This is a genomic window from Alloalcanivorax xenomutans (assembly GCF_900217905.1).
Taxonomy (GTDB): Bacteria; Pseudomonadota; Gammaproteobacteria; order Pseudomonadales; family Alcanivoracaceae; genus Alloalcanivorax; species Alloalcanivorax xenomutans.
This window is the reverse complement of sequence record NZ_OBMO01000012.1, coordinates 1-25,488: the sequence shown is the minus strand read 5'-3', so window position 1 is coordinate 25,488 and position 25,488 is coordinate 1. Positions and strand designations below refer to the sequence as shown.

Annotated in this window: 19 protein-coding genes; 10 read left to right on the top strand and 9 right to left on the bottom strand. The window is 61.9% G+C overall.

Annotated features, from left to right (window positions below):
- Positions 1-68: 68 nt before the first annotated feature.
- The gene (locus tag CRO06_RS10915; RefSeq protein ID WP_097058432.1) at positions 69-1,985 is read left to right on the top strand and encodes a SurA N-terminal domain-containing protein; all 1,917 of its coding nucleotides are present in this window, start codon (positions 69-71) and stop codon (positions 1,983-1,985) included.
- A gap of 284 nt (positions 1,986-2,269) precedes the next feature.
- On the opposite strand, the gene nadN is transcribed toward CRO06_RS10915, so the two are convergent.
- The 8 genes from nadN to gloB all read right to left on the bottom strand — a co-directional run bounded on the left by nadN (position 2,270) and on the right by gloB (position 13,166).
- Positions 2,270-4,102: an NAD nucleotidase gene (gene nadN, locus CRO06_RS10910; RefSeq protein ID WP_097058431.1), complete on the bottom strand. Its 1,833-nt coding sequence runs from the start codon at positions 4,100-4,102 to the stop codon at positions 2,270-2,272.
- 81 nt (positions 4,103-4,183) lie between these two features.
- Positions 4,184-4,987, bottom strand: a complete 804-nt coding sequence (locus tag CRO06_RS10905) for an enoyl-ACP reductase FabI (RefSeq protein WP_022994974.1) — start codon at positions 4,985-4,987, stop codon at positions 4,184-4,186.
- Positions 4,988-5,068: 81 nt separating this feature from the next.
- Positions 5,069-6,673 carry an ABC transporter ATP-binding protein gene (locus CRO06_RS10900; RefSeq protein ID WP_097058430.1) on the bottom strand — a complete coding sequence of 535 codons (1,605 nt, stop codon included), beginning with the start codon at positions 6,671-6,673 and terminating at the stop codon, positions 5,069-5,071.
- A complete protein-coding gene (locus CRO06_RS10895) occupies positions 6,670-7,704 on the bottom strand; it encodes an ABC transporter permease (RefSeq protein WP_022994976.1) in 1,035 nt (344 codons plus the stop codon). Before CRO06_RS10895 ends, CRO06_RS10900 begins: the two co-directional genes overlap by 4 nt.
- Positions 7,704-8,792, bottom strand: a complete 1,089-nt coding sequence (locus CRO06_RS10890) for a microcin C ABC transporter permease YejB (protein WP_022994977.1) — start codon at positions 8,790-8,792, stop codon at positions 7,704-7,706. Before CRO06_RS10890 ends, CRO06_RS10895 begins: the two co-directional genes overlap by 1 nt.
- A complete protein-coding gene (locus CRO06_RS10885; RefSeq protein WP_022994978.1) occupies positions 8,793-10,592 on the bottom strand; it encodes an extracellular solute-binding protein in 1,800 nt (599 codons plus the stop codon).
- Positions 10,593-10,728: 136 nt separating this feature from the next.
- Positions 10,729-12,303, bottom strand: a complete 1,575-nt coding sequence (locus CRO06_RS10880) for a LysM peptidoglycan-binding domain-containing protein (protein WP_244902813.1) — start codon at positions 12,301-12,303, stop codon at positions 10,729-10,731.
- A gap of 89 nt (positions 12,304-12,392) precedes the next feature.
- A complete protein-coding gene (gloB, locus tag CRO06_RS10875) occupies positions 12,393-13,166 on the bottom strand; it encodes a hydroxyacylglutathione hydrolase (protein WP_026949256.1) in 774 nt (257 codons plus the stop codon).
- 79 nt (positions 13,167-13,245) lie between these two features.
- Between gloB and CRO06_RS10870 the strand changes: the two genes are divergently transcribed.
- Genes CRO06_RS10870 through dnaQ form a run of 3 tightly spaced genes read left to right on the top strand, consistent with a single transcriptional unit; the run spans position 13,246 to position 15,225 of the window.
- Complete coding sequence (locus CRO06_RS10870; RefSeq protein ID WP_022994981.1) at positions 13,246-14,028, top strand: class I SAM-dependent methyltransferase; 783 nt, start codon at positions 13,246-13,248, stop codon at positions 14,026-14,028.
- Between the two features lie 37 nt (positions 14,029-14,065).
- Positions 14,066-14,509: a ribonuclease HI gene (gene rnhA / locus CRO06_RS10865; RefSeq protein WP_031228259.1), complete on the top strand. Its 444-nt coding sequence runs from the start codon at positions 14,066-14,068 to the stop codon at positions 14,507-14,509.
- Complete coding sequence (gene dnaQ, locus CRO06_RS10860) at positions 14,506-15,225, top strand: DNA polymerase III subunit epsilon (RefSeq protein WP_022994983.1); 720 nt, start codon at positions 14,506-14,508, stop codon at positions 15,223-15,225. Before rnhA ends, dnaQ begins: the two co-directional genes overlap by 4 nt.
- A gap of 216 nt (positions 15,226-15,441) precedes the next feature.
- On the opposite strand, the gene CRO06_RS10855 is transcribed toward dnaQ, so the two are convergent.
- Positions 15,442-16,539 (bottom strand): anthranilate synthase component I family protein, encoded by a 1,098-nt coding sequence (locus tag CRO06_RS10855; RefSeq protein WP_097058428.1) that lies wholly within the window; start codon positions 16,537-16,539, stop codon positions 15,442-15,444.
- A 96-nt stretch (positions 16,540-16,635) separates the two neighbouring features.
- Between CRO06_RS10855 and CRO06_RS10850 the strand changes: the two genes are divergently transcribed.
- From CRO06_RS10850 to prpF, 6 genes are all read left to right on the top strand, one after another.
- Positions 16,636-18,402: a hypothetical protein gene (locus CRO06_RS10850; protein ID WP_097058427.1), complete on the top strand. Its 1,767-nt coding sequence runs from the start codon at positions 16,636-16,638 to the stop codon at positions 18,400-18,402.
- A 97-nt stretch (positions 18,403-18,499) separates the two neighbouring features.
- Positions 18,500-19,186 (top strand): GntR family transcriptional regulator, encoded by a 687-nt coding sequence (locus CRO06_RS10845; RefSeq protein ID WP_022994986.1) that lies wholly within the window; start codon positions 18,500-18,502, stop codon positions 19,184-19,186.
- A 45-nt stretch (positions 19,187-19,231) separates the two neighbouring features.
- Entirely contained in the window at positions 19,232-20,122 is an 891-nt protein-coding gene (prpB, locus tag CRO06_RS10840) for a methylisocitrate lyase (protein WP_022994987.1), read from the top strand.
- 67 nt (positions 20,123-20,189) lie between these two features.
- Complete coding sequence (prpC, locus tag CRO06_RS10835; protein ID WP_022994988.1) at positions 20,190-21,332, top strand: bifunctional 2-methylcitrate synthase/citrate synthase; 1,143 nt, start codon at positions 20,190-20,192, stop codon at positions 21,330-21,332.
- Positions 21,333-21,401: 69 nt separating this feature from the next.
- Positions 21,402-24,008 carry a Fe/S-dependent 2-methylisocitrate dehydratase AcnD gene (gene acnD / locus CRO06_RS10830; RefSeq protein WP_097058426.1) on the top strand — a complete coding sequence of 869 codons (2,607 nt, stop codon included), beginning with the start codon at positions 21,402-21,404 and terminating at the stop codon, positions 24,006-24,008.
- Between the two features lie 99 nt (positions 24,009-24,107).
- Complete coding sequence (gene prpF, locus CRO06_RS10825; RefSeq protein ID WP_097058425.1) at positions 24,108-25,277, top strand: 2-methylaconitate cis-trans isomerase PrpF; 1,170 nt, start codon at positions 24,108-24,110, stop codon at positions 25,275-25,277.
- Positions 25,278-25,488: the final 211 nt, after the last annotated feature.

The window sequence follows — 25,488 nt, the reverse complement described above, 5'->3', positions numbered from 1 at the left end:
AACCGTCTGACGCTTTGGTGTTCCAAATAAAAACGAATCGATTGATCGGTATCTCTTTGGAGTGAAGCATGCAGGAGTTCAGGCGATTTGTCCGCGGGCCCGTGGGCAAGGTTCTGCTCGCCGCCATTATTCTCCCTTTTATTATTTCCGGGTTTTATGGTTATTTCACCGGTGGGGGTGACTCGGTCTCGGTGGCCGAGGTGGACGGCAATAAAATTTATCGCAACTACGTGACCGCGAGAACCGAGCGGTTGCGGCAGATGCTGCGTCAGCAAAGCCCGGGTGTGAGCGAGGCCATGCTTGATGCCTACGTGCGCCCGGAGATGGTGCTGGAAGGCATCATCAACGAGCAGCTTACTTTGTCCGCCGCCAATAGCGCTGATATGGCTTTCAGCGAAGTGCAGGCCGCGGCGGAGATCCGTTCCAATCAGGCGTTTTTCGAGAACGGAAAATTTTCCGACGAACAGTTTGAGCGTTTATTGCGCAGCCAGGGCATGACCCCACGAGGCTATCTCGATGGCTATCGTCAGGACCGGCTGACCCAACAATACCGCTTCGCTTTTACCGGCACCGACTTCGCGTTACCCGGTGAACTTGCCGAGCAGCGTCGCTTGGGCGAGCAGACCCGTGATCTGCGTTACGTGCAGTTGCCCCTGGCGGATCTGGAAAGCCAGTTCAACGCCACCGATGAGCAGGTGGCGCAGTATTACCAGGATCACCAGGACCAGTTCATGCGCCCCGAGCGCTATCGCATCAGCTATCTGGTGCTGAGCCCGGAGCAGTACGAGGCGCAAGTTGATGTCAGCGACGATGATATTCGCGCCGAATACGAAGCTCGCCGCAGCATGGCGGAGAGTCGCGCCAACGGCTCCAAGGAAGTGGCCCATATTCTGATTGGCACGGACGAGCGCAGTGCGGATGAGGCGCTTGAGCGCGCCCGTGAAGTGCGCGAGGCCATCGAAGGTGGCGAGTCTTTCGCCGATGCCGCGAAGACCTATTCCGACGATCCGGGCAGTGCCGATAATGGCGGTAATCTGGGCATGCTGGCCCCCGGTTCGCTGCCGGAGGCACTGGATGAGGCGCTCAAGTCCTTGTCCGTGGGAGATGTTTCCGAGCCGGTGGTGTCTGAATCCGGTGTGCACTTGCTGACCGTACTGCGGGAGGACAAACAGACCTTCCCGCCGCTGGACGAAATGCGCGAGGGTCTGATCGCCGATCTCAAAGCCGCCCGTGCTCAGTCCATGATGATGGACGCGCTGGCACAGATGGAAGAGCTGGTATTCGAGCACGGTGATCTGCAAACCCCGGCGGAGCAGTTGGGCCTGAAAGTCGAGACCACCGATTGGGTGGCGGTCAATGATCTGCCGGCGGAACTGGACTCTCCAAAGGTGCGTGAAGCCCTGAATACTCCGGCGGTGAAGGAGCAGGGCCATAACAGTGATGTGCTGGAGCTGGATGGCGGGCGCTATCTGGCGGTGCACCTGGAGGATCGCCAGGAGCCGGAGCCGTTGCCGCTTGATCAGGTGGCGGACCGGATTCGCGACACCCTTAAAGGGCAACAAGCACGGGAAAAAGCACTTTCCCTGGCTGAACAGGCTCGCGAGCTGGCGAAGGAAGGCAAGGCGTTGGATGAGATCGCGGCGCTGGCAAACGCCCGGATCGAAGAGCAAAGCGAGGTGCATCGCGGTGCCCGCCAACCGGCGCCGATGGTGGTACAGCAAGCTTTCACGCTGCCATGGACGCGGGAGCAGGGCGCTTCTGAAATTCAGGTGGCGGATTTGCCCAATGGTGGCTGGGTGGCCTTCCAGGTTACCGGAGTCACTGATGGTGGTCAGGAACCGTTGCCGGAAAGTCAGCAGAAGCAGGCTTTGCTGCAACTGGGTGAGATGGAAGGCGAGCGCGATTTCGAGCAGGTCATGGCGTTCCTGCGCGATACCCGCGACGTCACCATCCATGCCGATGAGCTGCGCGCCAAGCCCGAATAGGCCGCAACAGTCACGGCGATAATAAAAAGCCCGCTCTTGAATCAGAGCGGGCTTTTTTATGGCTCCGTGCGCAATAGCGGGAGTGAGAGTGAGTGTCTCCATTGGGACACTGGTCTGTACGAAGGCCTTCCGGGGTCGCTGGCACAGAAGGGTGGGAGCTTGCCTGCAAGCGAATGGACTTCCGGGTCCCTGGATTCGCTTGCAGGCAAGCTCCCACAGCGGCTCCGTGGTGGCCTCTTATGACCGCCGTCCATGGCGGTCATCCTGCGGGTCGTCGTTGAAGCTTATTCCGCCGCCGAGGTGTAGTGGCGGGTGGAGTAAGCTTCCAGGGCAGGCTTGCCAACCGTGCCGACTTCCATCATGTAGTCGACAAAGGACTGCGCGTAATCGAGGAAAGTGTCCACGGCGCGTCCGTCTTCGCTGACCGTACCGAAGGTGAGGTAGCCATCCTGGCCGCTGGCGGTGAAGCTGTTGCTCACCACGGTCAACTCGGTGGTATCGTCCAGCGGCTGCCACTCGCCTTCGTTGCGCAGACGGTATTCTATGTCATAGAGGCGCTCGCCTTCCGCCCGGTTCATGTCCACGTACCAGCGCAGTCCGGAGGCATAGGGATAGGCACCGGAAGAGTCGCTGTGAGCATAATCCACCGCCTCATTGAGCACTTGGCGGATTTCCGCGCCGGTCATATCCAGGTTGGTGAGGGTGTTGCCGAATGGCAGCAAGGTGTAGGCATCACCGATGGTGATGGGACCTGCCGGGATGTCGATGCGCACGCCGCCGGCATTCTGGATGGAGACGTCGGCCTCCTTGCTCATGAACAGAAAGGCGTTGGCCACCACATTGGGAATGTCACCGCCACGATCCGGGTCCTCGCTGGGGCAAGGGTCGCCATACTCCCGACCGGGGATCCGGGCCAGGCACAGGTCTTCGGTGGCGGTGCCGATCTCGATATTCTGGAACTCGTCCAGTTGCTCGGTAAAACCGGCGAGCAGCGTTTGGGCATTGAGGTCGGGGCTGGTCAGACTGAGTTGAGCGTCGGCGTCAACGGCGGCCAGGATCTGTTGCCGTTCCGTACCCTCGGGCTCATAGGATTCGTCATCGGCGGTTTTACGGGTGATCGAGTCTCCCAGCAGCAAGTACGGCACGCCCGCGCAGGCGGTGACATTGCCGTCGGCATCCCATTCCACGTTCAGCTCTCCCACCACCTGGGAGTACTGCCAGGCCTGGGCGACACAGGCCTGATCGCCATCGGCGTTGGTCACAATGGTGGGGTAATCACCGGATGCGGCCAGGCCGTAATCAGCGAAATCTCCGAGTAGAGTGTGTGAGTCACCTCCGATGATCACATCGACGCCGGACAGATTGGCGGCCATTTCCAGATCATTCTGATACTGATAGTGGGTCAGCAGGATGATTTTATTGACGCCCTGATCGGCCAGTTCGTCGATCATGGCCTGAGCGGTTTCCTGCTCGTCCAGAAACTCCGTGGTATCCAGCGGGCTGGAGCTGTTCTGGGTTTTGCCGGCGATGTCGATACCAATGATACCGACCTGTTGCCCGTCCACTTCGTGGATCACGTAGGGCTTGATGTAGTCGTCCCCGGCGTTGGGCGCTAGCGGGGTGCCTACTTGCGGCTTGACGTTGGCGGCCAGAACCGGAGTCCCGCAACTGTCATCGGCCAGGTAGTCGAGAAACTTCTTGAGGCCGGCGTCACCCCGATCGAATTCGTGATTACCCAGAGCGAAGGCGTCGAAACACACCTGGTTCATCAGTTCGGCATCGGCCTCACCTTCGAAGCTGGAGAAGTACAGCGTGCCGGTGATGGCGTCCCCCGCATGCAGCTTGAGGACATTGCTCCGCGCCGCTTCCCGTTCGGCGATCTTGGCCACTACGCGGGGGAAGCCACCCGAGTCAAAAGTGGTTTCGGCGCCGGCGATATCCAGCGTCAGGCTCGATGCCTCAAGATTGGAGTGATGATCGTTGATATGAAGGATGGTCAGGGACAGCGGCTCCCCACCGCCGCTGTTATCGTTATCGCTGCTGTCGCCACCGCAGCCCGCCAGGGCCAGCGCGGATACCAGCGGCAACAGGGCCAGAGACGTTTTCGGGCTCACCATCAGGCTCCTTTATTGATCGGTTAGGAGCCGCCAGCCTGACAGTCGAATATGTCAGTCTGGTGATGGTGGGGAGGGCGAGGATCAGTCCTCGCCCGGTTCCTCGAACGGCATGGAAACGGTGGCGGCGCCAGCATCCACGTAGGTGATCTCGCCGGTAATACCGGAAGCCAGATCGGAACACAGGAAAGCGGCGGTATTACCCACTTCCTCGATGGTGACGTTACGGCGCAGCGGTGCCTTGGCGGCGTTGTACTCCAGCATGGTACGGAATTTCTTGATGCCGGAAGCGGCCAGGGTACGGATCGGACCGGCGGAGACGCCGTTCACGCGAATGCCTTCCGGCCCCAGGCTGGAGGCCAGATAGCGCACCGAGGCCTCCAGGCTGGCTTTGGCCAGGCCCATGACGTTGTAGTTCGGTACGGTTTGGCGGGATGCATGATAGGACAGCGTCAGCAGGGCGCCGTTGCGGCCTTGCATCAGAGGCCGTGCCGCCTTGGCCAGCGCCACGAAGCTGTACGCGGAGATATCGTGAGCAATGCGGAAGCCTTCCCGGGTGGCGACCTCGGCGAAGTTACCATCCAGCTCGTTGGCGGGAGCGAAACCCACCGCGTGCACCACGCCGTCCAGGCCATCCCACTGTTGTCCTAGGTCGGCGAACACCCGGGTGATCTCCTCATCGGAGGTCACGTCGCAGGGGAAGCACAGGCTTTCGTTGCTGCCGTAGGCTTCGGCGGCTTTCAGTACCCGCTTTTTCAGCTTGTCGTTCTGGTAGGTGAAGGCCAGTTCGGCGCCTTCCCGGTGCATGGCTTCGGCGATACCGGTGGCGATGGAGCGATCACTGGCGATGCCGACGATCAGGAAGCGTTTGCCCGCGAGAAAACCCATGGTCTGTCCTCGAATATTGGTGTTGAAGATACCTGGCTCAAGTATAGAGAAAACCGGCCGGGGATAAACGGTGGGGGCCTTTCAATGTGCAACGGCGTGTTTCTTCTCGGTGCTGAAAGCAGCGTCGATCAGGGTGCGCGTATAGTCGTGGGCAGGCCGCTGAAAGACGGTTTCGGTGTCGCCGTGCTCGACCACCTGGCCCTGGCGCATCACCAGCAACCGGTGACTGAGCGCGCGCACCACCTTGAGGTCATGGCTGATGAAAAGGTAGCTGAGCCCGTGCCGGCGTTGCAGATCGCGCAGCAGATCCAGCACCTGGGCCTGCACGCTGCGGTCCAGAGCGGAAGTGGGTTCGTCCAGGATCAGCAGATCCGGTTTCATGATCAGCGCCCGGGCAATGGCGATGCGCTGGCGTTGACCACCGGAGAACTCGTGGGGGTAACGCTCCAGGGCCCCGGGGTCCAGACCCACTTCCCGCAGCAGCTGCCGCACCCGCTCCCGGCGCTGGTCGCGGCTCAGATCCGGTTGGTGCACGCGAAGCCCTTCCTCCACGGCTCGCAGCACCGTCAGGCGTGGATTCAGACTGCCGAAGGGGTCCTGGAAGACCACCTGCATATGGCGTCGCCAGGGACGCAGGGCACCACCACGCAGGCGGGTGAGATCCTGATCCAGCAGCACGACGCGTCCCTGACAGGCGACCAGCCGCAGCAGCGCCAGCGCCAGCGTCGATTTGCCGGAGCCGGATTCACCGACCACACCCAGGGTTTCACCACGGCGCAGCTGAAAAGAAATGCGGTCCACCGCCCGGGTTTCCTCCCGTGGGCCGAACCAACCGCGGCGGCTGCCTTTGAAGCTCACCTCAAGATCATCCGCCCGGAGCAGAGTCGGCGCATCGGCCGCCACCGGTACCGCGGTTCCGCTGGGCTCGGCGTCGATCAGATGACGGGTGTACTCCGCTTGTGGCTGACTCAACACCTGCTCCGACGGGCCGCATTCCACCACCTTGCCCTGGTGCATCACCGCCACATCCTCGGCGAACCGGCCCACCAGCCCGAGATCATGGCTGATCAGCAGGATGCCCAGATTACGCTCGTGCTGCAGGCGTTTGAGCAGGTCCATGATGGTTTCCTGGACGGTCACATCCAGGGCGGTGGTGGGCTCGTCGGCGATCAGTAACTCCGGATCATTGGCCAGGGCCATGGCGATCATCACTCGCTGACGTTGCCCGCCGCTGAGCTGGTGGGGGTAGCGCGACAGCATGGCTTCGCTGGCGGGCAGCTCCACCTGGCTCAGCAGCGACAGGCTGCGTTGGCGCGCGGTGGCGCCGCTGAGCCCCTGGTGAATGCGCAGCGTTTCACCGATCTGTTTTTCCACCGTGTGCAAAGGATTCAGCGCCGTCAGCGGTTCCTGGAATATCGTCCCGATACGCCCGCCGCGCAGCCGCCGCCGTTCGGTTTCCGACCAGGCCAGCAGATTCTCGTCATCCAGGCGCAGGGCCTTGGCTTCACGGGTAGCGCTGGCGGGCAGCAGGTCAAGGATCGACATGGCGGTGAGTGATTTGCCGGAACCGGACTCCCCAACCAGTGCCAGCATGCGGCCCCGTTCCAGTTTAAGGCTGACCCGGTCCACCACCGGCGCGGTGTCGCCAAAACGGACCGTCAATTGCTCCAGCTCCAGCAGGCTCATGACAGGAATTTCCTCGGGTCGAAGGCATCGCGCACGGCTTCACCGATGAACACCAGCAGAGACAACATCAACGCCAGGGTGACGAAGGCGCTGAGTCCCAGCCACGGGGCCTGCAGGTTGGCTTTGCCCTGGCCCAGCAACTCACCCAGTGACGGTGAACCCGGTGGCAGGCCGAAACCGATGAAGTCCAGGGAGGTGAGAGTGATCACCGCGGCATTGAGTACGAACGGCAGATAGGTGAGGGTGGCGACCATGGCATTGGGCAGCATGTGCCGGAACATGATCACCGGTGTGCGCACGCCGATGGCCTGGGCGGCACGCACGTATTCCATGTTGCGGCAACGCAGGAATTCGGCGCGCACCAGATCCACCAGTGTCATCCACGAGAACAGCAGCATGATCACCAGCAGGCTCCAGAAACTGGGCACCACGAAACTGGAGAGGATGATGATCAGATAGAGGATCGGCATGCTCGACCAGATTTCGATGAAGCGCTGTCCGGCAAGATCGGTCCAGCCACCGTAATAGCCCTGGATGGCGCCGACCATGATGCCGATGGCGCTGGCGCTCAGGGTCAGCATCAAACCAAACAGCACCGAGGTACGGAAACCGTAGATCAGGCGCGCCAGCACGTCCCGGCCTTGATCATCGGTGCCGAGCCAGTTCTCCGCCGAAGGTGGCGCCGGCGCCGGTACCGTGAGCTCGTAATTGATGGTGGTGTAGTGGTAGCGGATCGCCGGCCAAAGCATCCAGCCCTTTTCCTCGATCAACTCCCGCACCACCGGATCCCGGTAATTGGCTTCGGTCTCGAAGAAACCGCCAAAGGTGGTTTCCGGATAGGTGTTCAGCACCGGGGTATAGAAAGCGCCGTCATAACGAATCAACAAAGGTTTGTCGTTGGCGATCCATTCCGCGCCGAGACTGAGCACAAACAGCACCAGGAATACCAGCAGGGACCAGAAGCCGCGGCGGTTGGCCCGGAACGCCCGCCATTGCCGCCGCCAGAGAGGGGCGCTTGCCGTCGCCATCATCAGTGGGCCCTCCGCTCGAAATCGATACGCGGGTCCACCCACATGTAGGTCAGGTCGGAGACCAGTTTCAGCAGCATGCCCAGCAGGGTGAAGATGAACAGGGTACCGAACACCACCGGATAGTCCCGGTTGATCACCGATTCGAAGCCAAGCAGCCCGAGACCGTCCAGGGAGAAGATATACTCGATCAACAACACGCCGGTGAAAAACACACTGACGAAAGCGGCCGGGAAACCGGCGATGATGATCAGCATGGCATTGCGGAAAACATGGCGGTAGAGCACCTGCTTTTCACTCAGCCCCTTGGCCCGGGCGGTCTGCACATACTGCTTGCCGATCTCGTCGAGGAACGAGTTTTTGGTCAGCATGGTGAGGGTGGCGAAATTGCCGATGACGATGGCGAGGGTGGGCAGTGCGATGTGGTGCAGGTAATCGATGATCTTGCCAAACCAGGACAACTGCTCGAAATTGTCCGAAGTCAGGCCGCGCAGCGGGAACCACTCAAAATAGGAACCGCCGGCGAACAGCACCACCAGCAGTATGGCGAACAGAAAACTGGGAATGGCGTAACCGATGGCGATGGCGGTGCTGCTCCAGACATCGAATCGGGAGCCGTCCTTCACCGCTTTGCGAATGCCCAGAGGAATCGACACCAGGTAGGCGATGAGCGTGCTCCACAGCCCCAATGATACCGACACTGGAATGCGCTCGATGATCAGATCTGATACTGGACGGTCGCGATAATAGGACTCGCCGAAGTCGAATCTCAGGTAGTTGCGCAGCATGATCCAAAAGCGTTCCAGGGCCGGTTTGTCGAAGCCGTAGAACTGCTCGATACGGGCCACCAGCTCCGGTGACAGCCCGGTGGAGCCACGATAGCCGGAGTGTCCGCCACCGCCGATGGTATCGGCCGTGGTGCCGGCGAAGCCGCCGCCGGGGCCCGCGCCACCGCCCTGACCCTGAAGCTCGGCGAGCACGCGCTCCACCGGGCCGCCGGGCGCCGCCTGTACCACCAGGAAGTTCAGCAAAAGGATGCCGAACAGGGTGGGAATGATCAGCAATAGTCGTTTGAGAATATAACGTGGCATTTATTCCGCCGTTGTATCCCACCAAAGATCCAGGGCCCCGTCGACGCCAAGGTACGGCGGCAAATCCGGATGGGCCAACCGGGAGCGGTAGGCGAAGCGGTGGTAATCCATCCCCCAATTGGGGATCACATAAAATCCCCACTGCAGGGCGCGATCCAGCGCCCGGCTACTGGTCACCAGGGCCTCACGGTCCTTGGCGGAAATCAGGGTTTTCACCAGGCTGTCGATGGCCGGATCCTTGATGCCGGCGTAATTGCGGCTGCTGGGCCGGTCCGCCGCCTTGCTGGACCAGAAGTCCCGCTGTTCGTTGCCCGGAGAGGAGGACTGGCCCCAGCCGCCGACGATCATGTCGAAATTGAAATTTCGCACCCGCTGCAGGTATTGGGACTCATCCACGCGGATCACATCGGCGCTGATACCCAGAGCCTTGAGGTTGCGGGAGAAGGGCAGGACCACACGTTCGAAGGCCGGGCTGTAAAGCAGAAACTCGAACTTCACCGGCTTCCCTTCGGGATTGAACAACTGACCGTTACGCACCTCATAGCCGGCTTTCTTGAGCAGGGTCTGGGCGGTACGCAGATTCTCCCGCGGACGGCCGGTGCCGTCGGAGACCGGTGGTTGATACTCCTCGGTAAAGACCCGCTCAGGCAGCTTATCACGTAAAGGTTCCAGCAGTTTCAGCTCGGCTTCGGAGGGCAGTCCGGTGGCGGCCATCTCCGAGTTCTGGAAATAGCTGCGGGTGCGCTTGTACTGGTTATAGAACAGCTGCTTGTTGGACCATTCAAAGTCCAGCGCGTAGGCCATGGCCTCGCGCAACACCGGGTCCTGGAACAACGGGCGGCGCGTATTGAAGATAAAGCCCTGCATGCCTGAAGGGTTCTGGTGATGGACTTCTTCCTTCACCAGCTTGCCGCTGTTGAAATCCCGCCCGGTGTAGGCGGTGGCCCAGAGTTTGGAGTTCATCTCGAAGCGGAAGTCGTAATCGCCTTTCTTGAAGGCCTCCAGCGCCACGGTCTGGTCCAGATAATACTCAAAGATCACCCGGTCGAAGTTGTACTGGCCCTGGATGACAGGCAGGTCCCAGGCCCAGTAGTCATCACGGCGCTCATACACCACCTGTTTGCCGGGCTTGAAACTGGCGATGCGATAAGGGCCGGACCCCATTGGCACGGTGAGATCCGCCTGAGTGAAATCCTTGTCTTTCCAGAAGTGCTTGGGCAATACCGGAAGCTGGCCGACGATCATTACCAGTTCCCGGTTGTCGCCGGGTTTGAAGGTGAACTTCACCTTGCGCTCGGAGAGTGCCTCCACCTTTTCCACGTCGGCATAGTAGTAGGCGTAAAGCGGCTGGCCATGTTCGGTCAGCTGATTGAAGCTCCATACCACGTCCTCGGCGGTGACCGGGTGACCATCGGCGAAGCGGGCTTCGTCACGCAGAGTAAAGGTGATCCAGCCGCGATCGTCCGGCCATTCCATGCGTTCGGCGAGCAGTCCGTATTCGGTGAACGGCTCGTCCAGGCTGCGCACGGTCAGGCTGTCGTAAATATAGCTGGGACCGAGACCGCCGACGCCGGCGGCGGCACTGCCCTTGGGCAGGTAGGGCATGAAGCTGTCGAAGCCGCCGATCACATGGAGTTTGATCTGACCGCCCTTGGGGGCGTCGGCATTGACGTAGTCGAAGTGACGGAAGGAAGGGCCATACTTGGGAGCGTCGTACATGGTGATGGCATGGCCGCTGTGCACCTCGGCGAAGGCCGGCAGGACCAGCAGCAAACCCAACAAAATGGTGACGGCTCTCATCGTTATTATCCACTCCTGATCGTCATCGAATCTCATATTAGAGCCTGTCGAAGGCCTCGGTGCCAGCTTTCAGCGCCTTCGACAGGGTATATGACCATGAGCGGCGCGCGGCGTTCCGGCGGCCCGCACGGTTCGATCAGGGGGCGTCGCGAATGTCCACGAACAGCGTGACACGATCACCGGGACGCAGGTAGCGGCGCTTGCTCAGGGTATTATTCCAACTGCGAATGTCGTTCACGGACACATTAAAGCGATTGGCGATGGTGTACAACGAATCACCGTGGCGTACCGAATAGCGGACCTGGCGAACCATTTCGGAACGTTGCCCCTGATCGCCGCTTTCGTTGCCGCTCCATACCTGCAAGGTCTGCCCGACCCGCAGTGGATCCTTGGGGTCGAGATCGTTCCATTGGGCCAGGTCGCGTACCGACACCTGGTAATGCCGGGCCAGGTCCCACAGGGTATCGCCGCTGTCGACCTTGTGTGCCAGCCGCCGGCCCCGCGGCTTGGCGCCGTCCCCGGCCGGAGCCGCGCTGCCGCGGGCGGATTGAGGAATCAGCAGGGTCTTGCCGGCGATGATGGTGTTGCCCTTGAGGTGATTGATCTCGCGCAGGACCTGCACCTTGGTGCGATGGCGGCGGGCGATGCTTTGCAGATTGTCGCCGCGAGCGATGGTGTAACGCTGCCAGCGCATCCGTTGGCCGGCGGGTAAGCTGGCCAGCCCGGCCTTGAACCGGTCCGCCTTGTCCGCGGGCACCAGCAGGCGGTGCGGGCCGGCGGGGGCCGTGGCCCAGCGATTGAAGCCGGGATTGAGCAGATACAGTTCTTCCATGGGCACTTCGGCGAGCCGGGCGGCCTGGGTCAGATCCAATTGCCCACCGGTGTCGACACTGATGAAGTAGGGCACATCGGTGATCGGGTGCAGAGCCACGCCATATTGCTTGGGGTTTCTGACAATATCCGCCACCGCCAGCAGCTTGGGTACATAGGCGGTGGTTTCCGTGGGCAGATCCAGGCTCCAGAAGTCGGTGGGCTTGCCCGCCGCTTCGTTGCGTTTCTGAGCCCGGAGAATGGTGCCGGCACCGGCGTTGTAGGAGGCCAGCGCCAGCAGCCAGTCCCCGTCGAAACGGTCGGCGAGCTGTTGCAGATAGGTGAGAGCGGCGCGGGTGGAAGCGATGATGTCGCGGCGGCCGTCGTACCACCAATCCTGGCGCAGACCGAAATGCTGGCCGGTGGAGGGAATGAACTGCCAGGGCCCGGCGGCGCGGCCATGGGAGTAGGCGAAGGGGTCGAAGGCGCTTTCCACCACCGGCAGCAGCGCCAGCTCGGTGGGCATTTGCCGGGCTTCGGTTTCGTCGACGATGAATTTCAGGTAGCGCTCCGCGCGCGTGGTGACCCGGGTGAAATAGACCGGGTGGCGGGTATAGAACACCCGCTGCTCTTCCACTCGGGGATTGTCCACCCGGGGCAGGCCGTATCCTTCACGCAGTCGCGCCCAGAGATCCTGGTCCTGGTCCGCCGGCTCGGCGATGGCCGTGGGCTCGGGTTCCGCCATGCCGTTGGCGAGGCCGGCTGTGCCTGCCTCTGGTTCCGGTATTGGTTCCGGTGCCGCCGGTGGCATGGGCGGCAGTTCATCCACGGATGGTGTCAGTGAGCAGCCCCCGCCAAACCACAACACCCCCAAGGCAAAAACGCCTAGAAGTTTATGCATGTCAATTATATGGCTATTGAAATTCCGGTGAATTCTAGGGACCGGGAAAGGTTACGGCAAGGTTAAAGAACCGCTGAATGTGTCCGGCGTCAGCCGTTGTCCTTCCAGCGCCGCAGGGCGGCGAAGCTGTCCACCGGGGTGTCCAGCGGCGCGTCGAAGTGGCGCTCACAGGACTGACGCAGAGCGGGCTCGGTGGCACGCAGGAAGGGGTTGGTGCGGCGCTCCACCGCGATGGTGGAGGGCAGGGTGATATGCCCGGCGTCGCGCAGGGCCTTGACGTCGTTCAGACGCGTCCGCACGTCCGGGTCCTCCGGTGTCACCTTGGCGGCGAAAGTGAGATTGGCCAGGGTGTATTCGTGGGCGCAGAAGACCTGGGTGTCTTCTGGTAGCGCCGCCAGTCGCGACAAGGAATGGTGCATCTGCTCCGGCGTGCCCTCGAACAGGCGCCCGCAACCTCCGGCGAACAGGGTGTCACCGCAGAACAACCAGCCCGGCTGGCGGGCATGGTAGGCGATGTGTCCGAGGGTGTGGCCAGGCACGTCCAGCACTTCCAGTTCCAGATCCAATTCGGCCAGCTTCACCCGGTCACCGTCATTGAGAGGGTGAGTGAGGCCTGGAATGGTTTCCCGGGCCGGGCCGTATACCGGGATATCCCGGTGCTCCAGCAAGGCGTTGACGCCGCCGACATGATCGGGATGGTGATGGGTGATGAGGATGCCGGTAAGAAGCAGGCCCTGCTGGCGCAGCCAGGATTCCACCGGGGCGGCGTCGCCGGGGTCAACCACCACGCAGTGATTGTCACGGCGCAGGGCCCAAATGTAATTGTCCTGGAAGGCGGCGATCGCCGTAGGGGTCTGAAGCATGTCGTGCTACCCTTATTTGGCACTGAACGTCAGCATTTAGCCTACCACGGAGTCGAGCCTACCAGGGAGAGTGTCACGGATGCAGTTACCCCCATTGCCCCGCGGCCCCTACCGGCGTCATCCCCAGGATATGCCGCATCGTTTTGATCGCTGGCTGGATAGCGACGCCGGCCGCGCCCTGCTCAACGAGGAGCGTGAGCTGCTCGCCGACTGGCTGCCCAGACTGGTGGGGCAGAGGGCGGTGTCGGTGGGTTCCAGCGCCAGCCGGGACATGCTGGAAGGCATTCGTATCCCGTGGTGTTGCAACGTCACGCCGCCGGAACTGGGCGGCGGGCAGATACAGGCCCAGGCCAAGGCCTTGCCCATCGCCAAGAACAGCGTGGATGTGTTGCTACTGCACCATGGTCTCGAGTTTCAGGACGAGCCGCATCAGGTGCTGCGGGAGGCGGCTGGCTGCGTGGCGCCGGGAGGCATGATCGCGGTGGTGTCGTTTCAACCGGTCAGTTTGCTGGGGCTGGCGCGTTGGTTCCGGCCCGGTGCCAGCCGCCGGCCTGGCTGGGTGGGGCGTTATTTCACCCCCTATCGAGTGAGTGACTGGTTGCAGGTGCTCGGGTTTGAGGTGGAAGGCCTGGCCAGCGGCTTCCACAATTTGCCGCTCGGTGAACGCGGCCGCCGCCGGTTGGCGTGGCTGGAATGGCTGGGGCGGCGCCTGTGGTGGCGCCACGGCGCCTGTTATCTGTTGGTGGCGCGCAAGCGGGCCGCCATGGTGCGACCGCTGGCGCCGTCGTTCCGGCGCGGCGAGCCATCGCGCCCGACGGTCATTTCCGTGCCCCTGGCCCGCTGGCAACGCAACGTGGAATGAATATCGAAGATAAAAGTGGACAGGAGTGGAGTGGTTCTTGAAGACAGTGGAAATTTTTACCGACGGTGCTTGCCGGGGTAATCCAGGGCCGGGCGGCTGGGGGGCGTTACTGCGCCACGGCGAGCACGAGAAGGAACTGTTCGGCGGCGAGCCGTTGACCACCAATAACCGCATGGAATTGATGGCGGCCATCGTGGCTCTGGAAACCTTGAAGTCACCCTGCCGAGTGGTGTTGACCACGGATTCCCAGTATGTGCGTCAGGGTATCACCGAATGGATGGCCAACTGGAAGCGGCGTGGCTGGCGCACGGCTTCCCGCCAGCCAGTGAAAAACGCCGATCTGTGGCAGCGTCTGGATCAGGCCGCCGCCCCCCACGAGGTGGAATGGCGCTGGGTGCGAGGCCACAGCGGGCACGTGGAGAACGAACGGGCGGACCGCCTGGCCAACCGTGGAATTGATCAGATGAGTGTGGACCGATGAGACAGATCGTACTGGATACGGAAACCACCGGCCTGGAACCCGCCGCCGGACACCGTATTATCGAGATCGGTTGTGTGGAGGTGGTGAACCGCCGCATTACCGGTAACAACCTGCACCTGTACATCAATCCGGAGCGGGAGATCGACGAGGGGGCGATGGAGGTGCACGGCATCACCCTGGAGTTCCTCGCCGACAAGCCGGTGTTCGCGCAGGTCGCCGAGGAATTCGTCAATTTCATCGACGGCGCCGAGCTGGTGATCCACAACGCGCCTTTCGATGTGGGCTTCATCAACCATGAGCTGAAGTTGCTGGGCGCCAGGTGGGGCACGGTGGAGCAGCGCTGCCGGGTGCTGGATACCCTGCGGCTGGCGCGGGAAATGCACCCCGGGCAGAAGAACAGCCTGGACGCGTTGTGCCGCCGCTACGACGTGGACAATGGCCACCGGGAGTTGCACGGCGCTCTGCTTGACTCGGAGATTCTTGCCGACGTTTATCTGGCCATGACCGGTGGCCAGACCAACCTTTCCCTGGGCGGACAGGATAGTGGCGGCGGCGGCCAGCGGCAGGCGGAGGCGATTCGCCGGCTGAGCGCGGATCGCCCTTCGCTGCGGGTGGTGTCCGCTGACGGCGACGATCTGCAGCGCCATCTGGACAAGCTGCGTTCCATGGCGGAGCAAAACGGCCAGCCCACCTTGTGGGAGACCGAAGAAGGCTGATACCGAAGGCGAAAGAATATCGCGGTAGTCCATGGGGTTTGGAAACATGAACGCGCGCTGCATTCGCGAGCCAGCTCGCTTCCCACAGAGAGCACTACAGAGCCGCTGTGGGAGCGGCCTTGGCCGCGAATGGAGCGCCACCGTGGCGCGGTAAGCGTGCTGGCGAATTGCGGCACAGCAATGATCCACGGACCGCAATGTTCCTTTAGCGCTGGGTTATAACACCGCCATCAGCTTTTCCACCTTGAAGCGGCTCTCCCGATACTCTTCCTCGGTGGTGGAATCCATCACGATGCCACCGCCGCCGTGGCAGTACAGCGCGTTGCCCCGGGTGTAGAGGGTGCGGATCAGAATGTTGCTGTCCAACCGGCCCTGATCGTCCTGCCAGAACAGCGTGCCGCAATAGGGGCCGCGCGGCACGGGTTCCAGTTCCTGAATGATTTCCATGGCCCGTTTCTTCGGCGCGCCGGTGATGCTGCCTCCGGGAAAGGCGCTGATCAGCGCGGCCAGGGGCGTCACGTCCGCGCGCAGGCGGCCGTGCACGGTGGACACCAGATGCTGCACATTACTGAAGCGGCGCAATTCGAAGAGCGGGTCCACCGTTATTGAGCCCGGTTCGCAAACCGTCCCCAAGTCGTTGCGCAACAGGTCCACGATCATCAGATTTTCGGCGCGGTCCTTGGGATTGGCCAGCAGAGCTTCTCCCAGGCGCCGATCTTCCTCTTCGTTGTTACCGCGTGGCCGTGAGCCTTTGATCGGCTCGGTGACCACCTCGCGGCCGTCCACCCGCAAGAAGCGCTCCGGTGATACGCCGAACACTGCTTCGCCACGATCGCGGAAAAAACAGGCATGGGGCGCGGGGTGCGCGTGCACCAGCCGTTGGAAGGCGATCAGCGGGTTGCCTTCGAAGCGGGCATCGAAACGTTGACTGTAATTTACCTGATAGCAATCTCCGGCTACGAGATAGCAACTGATCCTTTGCAGTGCATAGGCATACTTATCAGCAGTTTGCTGTGCCCGGAACGGCCGGGTCAGGTGGAACTCGCCGGGTTGTTGATGGAACGGCCGAGGTGTGGACCGGTAAAGATGCACCACCGCCGGCTGATCGCAGTGGCCAATGCCGTGCAGGGCCAGGCCCGCCGTGTACGGCAGCAGGCCGCAGGCGAACCGGTAACCCTGAGCGAGGGCCTCGGCGACCCGCTCCGGCAGGGCCTCAAGGGTCTCCCGGTCTTGCGCGTACAGGGTGTGATCGGGCGGCCCGAGGGCCAGCAAACGGCCATTTTGATGAAAGACGACGTGAACGCTATCAAGCATGAGGTGTCGGGAAAGGCTCGCGGACGGCGAAAACAGGCCGGCTAGTGTAGCGCTCCCGGCGCCGGGCGGCGACCCGTGGCGAAGGAATAAACGCGCATGAAAAAACTGTTGTTGATGTCCGCTTTTCTGGCCTTGGCGGCTTGCGGCGGTGGGGGTAAAAGCTATGCCGAGCATGATGTGGGGGTCTGCCCCTCGACGGCGCGGTGCTTGCTGAACCCTGGTGGAGAGCACCGGGTAACACTGGAGGGCACCGTGGCGACCAATCTCTCCTATGAGTGCGGCAGTTCCCTCTATTATGTGTTGGATACCGCCTCCGAGCAGTTGCCGGCCAACCAGGCCCTGTGTCCGTCGGACGCTGAAAGCATCGCTTTCTTTCTCGGGGACCGCCGCTACAAGGGGCGCTGGGTCACCCTGGGGGAAGCCTATTTGCCGCAACGGCTGACAACCCGCGATTATCGTTTCACTCTGGCGGATATGGTGGAAGCGCCTCGGCGGATCGGCGCCGGTGATGACTATCGGGTGCGCAACCGGGCGGCGTTGTTGATGGCCCTGGACAGCGATCCGGCCACTTCCCGTCTGGAATTGCCGGAAGGGATCAACCAACTGGTCAGCGAGAATTTCGACACCCTGATACCGCCGCTGGAGTTTGATTATCCGGACTACGCCGCTTTCCGTGCGGCCTGGCAGCCGTTGCTGGATGCGGTGTCCGCGGAAGCAACGGTTTCCGGTTTTCCGGCGGATCCGTCCACGGTGTCCGCCCGGATCAGCAACGCCAATACGGAGACGCGCGCGGGGGAGTACGTTCTGGAGACTTGTCAGGACGGGGTCGCGCCCTGCGATGAGCTCAAGGCGTTCGATACCAACCAGAACGCATTGCGAATGGAAACCCTGGTACTGCCGGATGGCCGCGTGCTGGGCCTGGGGCAGTTGCAAAAAGGGGATCCGGAAAACGGCGGCAGCGAGGATCTGGTGACCTGGGAGGGGGTTCCCACGCTGGCGGCGGGACTGACCGTCCAGCAGGGGAATATCGTCGGCCTGCTGAACAGCGCCGCCGCCACCGATGCCACCCTGACCGGGCGTTTGCTGGGGCATCGCGCGCTCTATATCAATCAGCGCGTGCAGGGTGGTTTCGTCACCGATTTCGCTCTGGATCTGCCGGGCAGTCCGTCCACGCCCAGTGGCGGTGAAACCGGGCGGGTTCAGGGGAGTGTGCTTGGCGCCGGCAACATTGGCCTGAGTATCCGCGCCACACAGACCGGCCCGGTGAGGATGGACGGCGCCAGTGAGGCCGCAGGCTATTACTCGGTGACCCTGAAACGGGCCTGTACCAGCAACTCGGAGCAGTGCGCGGATTTTATTCCCACCAAGGAACTGGGCAGCAACGGCAACTATCCGGCGTGCCTGCATGACAGCGATGGCAATTGCCAGCCGTTGGAACCAAACCAGGCCCGTGAGCGTAACCGGGCGGATGAAAACCAGATTGAAACCTTCGTGGTGCGTATCTCCGCCGATGGCACCGCTTACGCCGCCAAGTCCTGTGAGGATGAACTGGTTCCCGCCGGGCTGGTCACCGCCGCCAGCCAGAGCCGTGCGACACTGGCGTTGCTGCTGGCGCCGGGGGCTGCCAACAAGGCCGGCACGCCTCACTTTGGCGCCCGCATTGATGGCACTCTGGATCTGACCAATGGTATCCGCCCGTTGTATCGCACGGATCGCTACAGTGAGCGGCTACGTGGTACCTGGCGTGATCTCTACCGCCCGGCCCAGTTGAGGGCCGCCGGAAGCAATGACCAGGGACGCCAGGACTCGGAAAGCCGCGGCTCGGTGGAATGGCGCTATCAGGGCAGTGATTGTGATCTCTGAATCCAATCCGGCATCATTGTCGACAATAACCATTGAAAGATCGGAGGGCGCCGGGTAAAGTCGCCACCTGATCCTTCAATTGTCGACAATGGATGCCATGACCCACGCCCTCGACGATAACGTAAGAACCCTGGCGGATCGGGTGTTTGCCCGTCTCCAGGACGATATCGTGCGCGGTGTGATCGCTCCCGGCACCAAAGTCAGCGAAACCGATCTCGCCAGCCGCTACGGCGTCAGCCGTGGCCCTCTGCGCGAAGCCCTGCGCCGTCTGGAATCCCGCAAGCTGCTTGAAAGAGTGGTTCATGTGGGTACCCGCGTGACTTCCCTCAGCTTCGACGATCTGATCGAAATCTACTATGTGCGCGAAGCGCTCGAAGGCATGGCCGCGCGCCTTGCCGCCGAGAACATGAGTGATGAGGAAGTGCGCGGTCTGACCGCCTTGCTCGGTCAGCATGAACAGCAGCAGGACCTGCGTGAGGACACCGCGTACTTCCAGCGCGAGGGCGATCTGGATTTCCATTACCGCATTATCCAGGGCAGCCACAACGCCACGCTGATCCAGATGCTGGTGGGCGGGCTGTATCACTTGGTGCGGATGTACCGTTATCAGTTCAGTACCGTGTCCAACCGGCCGCAGAAGGCCCTCAATGAGCACCGCCGTATCGTCGAGGCGATCGAGGCTCGGGACGCGGACCTGGCGGAGTTGTTGATGCGCCGCCATATCAGCCGGGCAAGAGAAAATATCGAACAGCAGGCGAAGCGGAAAGAGTCGGGCGCTGTCTGAGCGTGCCGCGCCGTGAGCCGGGTGGAACCGACACAGGAGATGACAATGAGCCAGCCGAACAGCGCCGGCGCCCGTTTTCGACGGGCACTGGCCGAAGAAAAGCCCCTGCAGATCATGGGCACCATCAATGCCTACTGCGCCATGATGGCGGAACAGGTGGGCTACCGGGCGATCTACTTGTCCGGCGGCGGCGTGGCCAACGCCTCCTATGGGTTGCCGGATCTGGGCATGACCTCCATGAACGACGTGCTGGAGGATGTCCGCCGGATTTCCGCCGCCAGCGAAGTGCCGCTGCTGGTGGACATCGACACCGGCTGGGGCGGGGCCTTCAACATTGGCCGTACCGTCAAGGAGATGATTCGTGCCGGCGCCGGAGCCGTGCACCTGGAAGATCAGGTGGCGCAGAAACGCTGCGGCCATCGTCCCAATAAGGAAATCGTCTCCCAGGAAGAAATGGTGGACCGCATCAAGGCCGCCGCCGACGCCCGCACCGATGATGATTTCTTCATCATCGCCCGTACCGATGCGTTCCAGAAAGAAGGCCTGGAAGCAGCGGTGGAACGCGCCCGCGCCTGTCTGGAAGCCGGGGCCGACGGTATCTTCGCCGAGGCCGTGCACACCCTGGATGACTATCGGGCCTTCGCCGATGGCATCGGTGGCGCGCCGTTGCTGGCCAATATCACCGAGTTTGGTGCCACGCCGCTGTTCACCCGTGAAGAGCTGGCCGACGCCGGCGCCAGCATGATTCTGTACCCGCTGTCGGCGTTCCGCGCCATGAACCAGGCCGCTCTGAAGGTGTATCGCGAAATCCGCGAGAAGGGCACTCAGCAAGAAGTGGTCGACACCATGCAGACACGTATGGAACTGTACGATTTCCTCGGCTATCACGACTACGAGCGCAAGCTGGACGAGTTGTTCGCCAAGGGCAAGGGCTGATGACAACGCCTCTCCCGGCAGAGGAGCGGGCAGACGTAAACACCGGAATTGAAGCAGGAGAATGATAATGGCAGAAGGCAAGAAACTGGCGGGCGCCGGCCTGCGAGGCCAGGTAGCAGGTAAAACCGCTCTGTCCACCGTGGGCAAATCCGGCTCCGGGCTGACTTACCGGGGCTACGACGTGAAGGATCTGGCGGAACACTGCCAGTTCGAGGAAGTGGCCTACCTGATTCTCAAGGGCGAACTGCCCACCCAGGCGCAATTGGACGAATACAAGGCCAAACTGAAGACACTGCGTGGTCTGCCTCAGGCTCTCAAGGAGGTGCTCGAGCGTATCCCCAAGGACGCCCATCCGATGGATGTGATGCGCACCGGCTGTTCCATGCTCGGCAACCTTGAGCAGGAAGATACCTCGGTTCTGGGCGTGTTCCCGAACCAGGAAGACTGTGTCGACCGCATGCTCGCCTGTTTCCCGTCCATCATCTGTTACTGGTACCGTTTCAGCCACGACGGCGTTCGTGTGGAAGAGAACACCGATGATGATTCCATCGGCGCCCATTTCCTGCACATGCTGCGTGATGAAGCGCCCAGCGAGCTGCATGAGCGGGTCATGAACGTCTCTCTGATCCTGTACGCGGAGCACGAGTTCAACGCCTCCACCTTCACTGCCCGGGTTTGCGCCTCCACCCTGAGTGACATCCACAGCTGTGTCACCGGTGCCATCGGCAGCCTGCGCGGTCCGTTGCATGGCGGCGCCAACGAAGCGGCCATGGACATGATCGAGAAGTTCAAGGACGCCGACGACGCCGAGCAGGGCATGATGGGCATGCTCGAGCGCAAGGAAAAAATCATGGGCTTCGGTCACGCCATTTACAGTGAGTCCGACCCGCGCAACGCCATCATCAAGAGCTGGTCCGAGAAGCTCGCCGCCGATGTGGGCGATACCGTTCTTTACCCGGTTTCGGTACGTTGCGAGGAGGTCATGTGGCGGGAGAAGAAACTGTTCTGTAACGCCGACTTCTTCCACGCCTCGGCGTACCACTTCATGGGAATCCCGACCAAGCTGTTCACCCCGATTTTCGTGATGAGCCGCCTGACCGGTTGGGCCGGCCATGTCTTCGAGCAACGCGCGGACAATCGCATTATCCGCCCGAGTGCCGAGTACACCGGTCCGGAGCTTCGCAAGGTAACCCCGATCGCGCAACGCTGATCCGGGAAGGGGGGCGGTGCGCCGCTCCCTCGACCCAGCCCGCCAACCCGACTCGATTGATGCCTAGCCATGAACACTGACTACCGCAAACCGTTGCCCGGTACCGATCTCGACTACTTCGACACCCGTGCCGCGGTCGACGCCATCCAGCCCGGCGCTTACGACAAGCTGCCCTATACCTCCCGCATCCTGGCCGAGCAGCTGGTTCGCCGCTGTGCACCGGAATCGCTCACCGATTCCCTGAAGCAGTTGATCGAACGCCAGCGCACCCTGGACTTTCCCTGGTACCCGGCTCGTGTGGTGTGCCACGACATTCTCGGCCAGACCGCACTGGTGGACCTGGCCGGTCTGCGTGACGCCATCGCCGAAAAAGGCGGGGACCCGTCCAAGGTGAACCCGGTGGTGCCGACCCAGCTGATCGTGGATCACTCCCTGGCGGTCGAACATCCGGGGTTCGAGAAAGACGCGTTCGAGAAAAACCGGGAGGTGGAAGAGCGCCGTAACGCGGATCGTTTCCACTTCATCAACTGGACCAAGACCGCGTTCGATAACGTGGATGTGATTCCGCCGGGTAACGGCATCATGCACCAGATCAATCTGGAGAAAATGTCCCCGGTGGTGCAGGTCGGTTCTGATGGCAGCGGGCGGAGCGTGGCTTATCCGGATACCTGCGTGGGTACCGACAGTCACACGCCGATGGTCGACGCCCTGGGCGTGATCTCCGTGGGGGTGGGCGGTCTGGAAGCCGAAAACGTGATGCTGGGCAATCCGTCCATGATGCGCCTGCCTGATATTGTCGGCGTGGAACTCACCGGCAAGTTGAAGCCGGGCATCACCGGTACTGACCTGGTACTGGCATTGACCGAATTCCTGCGCCGCGAGCGGGTGGTCGGCGCCTATCTGGAATTCTATGGTGAAGGCGCTGACAGCCTGTCCGTGGGCGACCGCGCCACCATCGCCAATATGACACCGGAATACGGCGCCACCGCCGGTATGTTCTTCATCGACGATCAGACCATCGAGTATCTGAAGCTGACTGGCCGCGAAGACGAGCAGGTGGCTCTGGTGGAAACGTTCGCCAAGGAAACCGGGCTGTGGGCGGACAGCCTGAAGACCGCCGAATACGAACGCGTTCTGAAGTTCGATTTGTCCCAGGTTGAGCGTAACCTGGCCGGCCCGTCCAATCCGCATGCACTGCTGCCGGTGTCTCAGTTGCACGATCGCGGCATCGCCAGGGAGTGGGAAGAGGAAGAAGGGCTGATGCCCGATGGCGCGGTGATTATCGCGGCCATCACCAGCTGCACCAATACGTCCAATCCGCGCAACATCATCGGCGCCGGTCTGCTGGCCCGCAACGCCAACAAGCTGGGCCTGGTACGCAAGCCGTGGGTGAAGAGCTCCCTGGCGCCGGGCTCCAAAACGGTGAAGATGTACCTTGAGGAATCCGGTTTGCTGCCGGAACTGCAGAACCTGGGCTTCGACGTGGTGGCGTTCGCCTGCACCACCTGTAACGGCATGTCCGGAGCTCTGGATCCCAAGATCCAGAAAGAGGTCATCGAGCGCGATCTGTATGCCACCGCGGTGCTTTCCGGTAACCGCAACTTCGACGGCCGTATCCACCCTTACGCCAAGCAGGCGTTCCTGGCTTCGCCGCCGCTGGTGGTGGCCTATGCCATCGCCGGCACCATCCGTTTCGACATCGAAAAGGACGCGCTGGGCAAGGATCAGGACGGCAACCCGATTTATCTGAAGGACATCTGGCCTTCCGATGAAGAGATCGATGCCATTGTGAAGTCGGCGGTGAAACCCGAGCAGTTCCGCAAGACCTACATCCCGATGTTCGAGAAGAAAGGCGACGGCGCCCGTGCCGCCAGCCCGTTGTACGACTGGCGTCCACAATCCACCTACATCCGCCGCCCTCCCTATTGGGAAGGCAACATGGCGGGGCAGCGTCAGATGAAGGGTATGCGTCCGCTGGCGATCCTGCCGGACAACATCACCACCGATCACCTGTCGCCCTCCAACGCCATCCTGCTGGACAGCGCCGCCGGTGCCTACCTGCACAAGATGGGCCTGCCGGAAGAGGACTTCAACTCGTACGCGACGCACCGTGGCGATCACCTGACCGCTCAGCGTGCCACTCTTGCGAACCCGAAACTGTTCAACGAGATGTGCCGTGACGACAGCGGTAACGTGATCCAGGGCTCGCTGGCACGGGTGGAACCGGAAGGCCGGCAGATGCGCATGTGGGAAGCCATCGAAACCTACATGGAGCGCAAGCAGCCGCTGATCATCATCGCCGGCGCGGATTACGGGCAGGGCTCGTCCCGTGACTGGGCCGCCAAAGGCGTGGCGCTGGCCGGTGTGGAGGTGATCGCCGCCGAAGGTTTCGAACGGATTCACCGTACCAATCTGATCGGTATGGGCGTGATGCCGCTGCAGTTCGAGGAAGGCACCACTCGCAACACACTCAAGCTCGACGGCACCGAAATCTATGACGTGGAAGGCGAGCTGGCACCGCGTGCGACCCTGACGCTGGTGATTACCCGCAACAACGGTGACGTGGATCGCGTGCCGATGATCTGCCGGTTGGATACGGCGGAGGAGGTATCGGTATACACCAGCGGCGGCATCCTGCAGAAATTCGCCAAGGAGTTCATGGCGGAAGCGGGCTGAGAGCCACACTGGCACGCTCGTGGGCAGAAAGCGACACGCCCAACCCGGCTCCGTGTTGGGCGTGTCGCACGCCATCCTTACTCATAAAGTGAGAAAATCATGCAACATCCACCGCAAATAAAAATTCCCGCCACCTACATGCGCGGTGGCACCAGCAAGGGCGTTTTCTTCAATTTGAAGGATCTGCCGGAAGCAGCGCAGGTTCCCGGTGAGGCCCGGGACAAGCTGTTGCTGCGGGTGATCGGCAGCCCCGATCCCTACGGCAAGCACACCGACGGTATGGGCGGCGCCACGTCCAGCACCAGCAAAACGGTGATCCTGTCGAAAAGCGAAAAACCGGACCACGATGTGGATTATCTGTTCGGTCAGGTTTCCATTGATCAACCCTTTATCGACTGGAGCGGCAACTGCGGCAATCTCACCGCGGCGGTCGGTTCCTTCGCCATCAGCAATGGGCTGGTGGATCCGGCTCGTATTCCGGAAAACGGAACGGTAGTGGTACGGATCTGGCAGGCGAACATTGAAAAGACCATTATCGCCCATGTGCCGGTTACCAACGGCGCGGTACAGGAGACGGGTGATTTTGAACTGGACGGCGTCACGTTCCCGGCGGCGGAAGTGCGCATTGAGTTCATGGATCCGGCGGATGGCGATGGCGCCATGTTTCCTACCGGTAATCGAGTGGATGAGCTGGACATTCCCGGTATCGGTACGTTGAAAGCGACATTGATCAACGCCGGCATTCCCACCATTTTCGTCAACGCGGCGGACATTGGTTACACCGGCACCGAACTGCAGGGTGACATCAATGAGGACGCCGAAGCGCTGGCGCGTTTTGAAACCATTCGTGCCCACGGTGCCGTGCGCATGGGTCTGATCAAGGACGTCAGCGAAGCGGCCGCGCGCCAGCACACGCCCAAGGTGGCTTTTGTCGCGCCGCCGGCCGGTTACACCTCTTCCAGTGGCAAAGTGGTGAGTGCCGATGATGTGGATCTGCTGGTACGGGCTCTGTCCATGGGCAAACTGCATCACGCCATGATGGGGACGGCGGCGGTAGCCATCGGCACTGCGGCGGCGATTCCCGGCACTCTGGTGAACCTGGCCGCCGGTGGCGGTGAGCGCAACGCGGTGCGTTTCGGGCACCCCTCCGGCACCCTGCGGGTCGGTGCCGAAGCCGCCGAGGTCAACGGCGAATGGACCGCCACCAAGGCCATCATGAGTCGCAGTGCGCGAGTACTGATGGAAGGCTGGGTGCGGGTACCCGGCTAATCCGTACCCGATTCATGGGTCCTGCAGTACCATCATTCGCTGCCCTGGCGGCGAATGGGTGTGCCGCAAAACCTTCGCCTGCAGGGCTGGCTCCTACAGAAAAATCACTAAGCCGGTGTAATCGGATGGACTCGCCCTCGCCGAGGCGTCTAGGCGCCACGGTGGCATTCTAAACATGTCAACGACAGCGAGGGCGAGCCCATGAAACAGC

Bases quoted from the DNA above. Each gene is read 5' to 3' on its own strand.
- CRO06_RS10855 (WP_097058428.1), bottom strand. From the start codon at position 16,539: ATGCTTGATAGCGTTCACGTCGTCTTTCATCAAAATGGCCGTTTGCTG.
- CRO06_RS10900 (WP_097058430.1), bottom strand. From the start codon at position 6,673: ATGAGCCTGCTGGAGCTGGAGCAATTGACGGTCCGTTTTGGCGACACC.
- CRO06_RS10905 (WP_022994974.1), bottom strand. From the start codon at position 4,987: ATGGGTTTTCTCGCGGGCAAACGCTTCCTGATCGTCGGCATCGCCAGT.
- prpC (WP_022994988.1), top strand. From the start codon at position 20,190: ATGGCAGAAGGCAAGAAACTGGCGGGCGCCGGCCTGCGAGGCCAGGTA.
- prpF (WP_097058425.1), top strand. From the start codon at position 24,108: ATGCAACATCCACCGCAAATAAAAATTCCCGCCACCTACATGCGCGGT.
- CRO06_RS10845 (WP_022994986.1), top strand. From the start codon at position 18,500: ATGACCCACGCCCTCGACGATAACGTAAGAACCCTGGCGGATCGGGTG.
- dnaQ (WP_022994983.1), top strand. From the start codon at position 14,506: ATGAGACAGATCGTACTGGATACGGAAACCACCGGCCTGGAACCCGCC.
- CRO06_RS10850 (WP_097058427.1), top strand. From the start codon at position 16,636: ATGAAAAAACTGTTGTTGATGTCCGCTTTTCTGGCCTTGGCGGCTTGC.
- CRO06_RS10870 (WP_022994981.1), top strand. From the start codon at position 13,246: ATGCAGTTACCCCCATTGCCCCGCGGCCCCTACCGGCGTCATCCCCAG.
- CRO06_RS10890 (WP_022994977.1), bottom strand. From the start codon at position 8,792: ATGCCACGTTATATTCTCAAACGACTATTGCTGATCATTCCCACCCTG.
- gloB (WP_026949256.1), bottom strand. From the start codon at position 13,166: ATGCTTCAGACCCCTACGGCGATCGCCGCCTTCCAGGACAATTACATT.
- CRO06_RS10895 (WP_022994976.1), bottom strand. From the start codon at position 7,704: ATGATGGCGACGGCAAGCGCCCCTCTCTGGCGGCGGCAATGGCGGGCG.
- acnD (WP_097058426.1), top strand. From the start codon at position 21,402: ATGAACACTGACTACCGCAAACCGTTGCCCGGTACCGATCTCGACTAC.
- CRO06_RS10880 (WP_244902813.1), bottom strand. From the start codon at position 12,303: ATGCATAAACTTCTAGGCGTTTTTGCCTTGGGGGTGTTGTGGTTTGGC.
- CRO06_RS10915 (WP_097058432.1), top strand. From the start codon at position 69: ATGCAGGAGTTCAGGCGATTTGTCCGCGGGCCCGTGGGCAAGGTTCTG.
- CRO06_RS10885 (WP_022994978.1), bottom strand. From the start codon at position 10,592: ATGAGAGCCGTCACCATTTTGTTGGGTTTGCTGCTGGTCCTGCCGGCC.
- prpB (WP_022994987.1), top strand. From the start codon at position 19,232: ATGAGCCAGCCGAACAGCGCCGGCGCCCGTTTTCGACGGGCACTGGCC.
- nadN (WP_097058431.1), bottom strand. From the start codon at position 4,102: ATGGTGAGCCCGAAAACGTCTCTGGCCCTGTTGCCGCTGGTATCCGCG.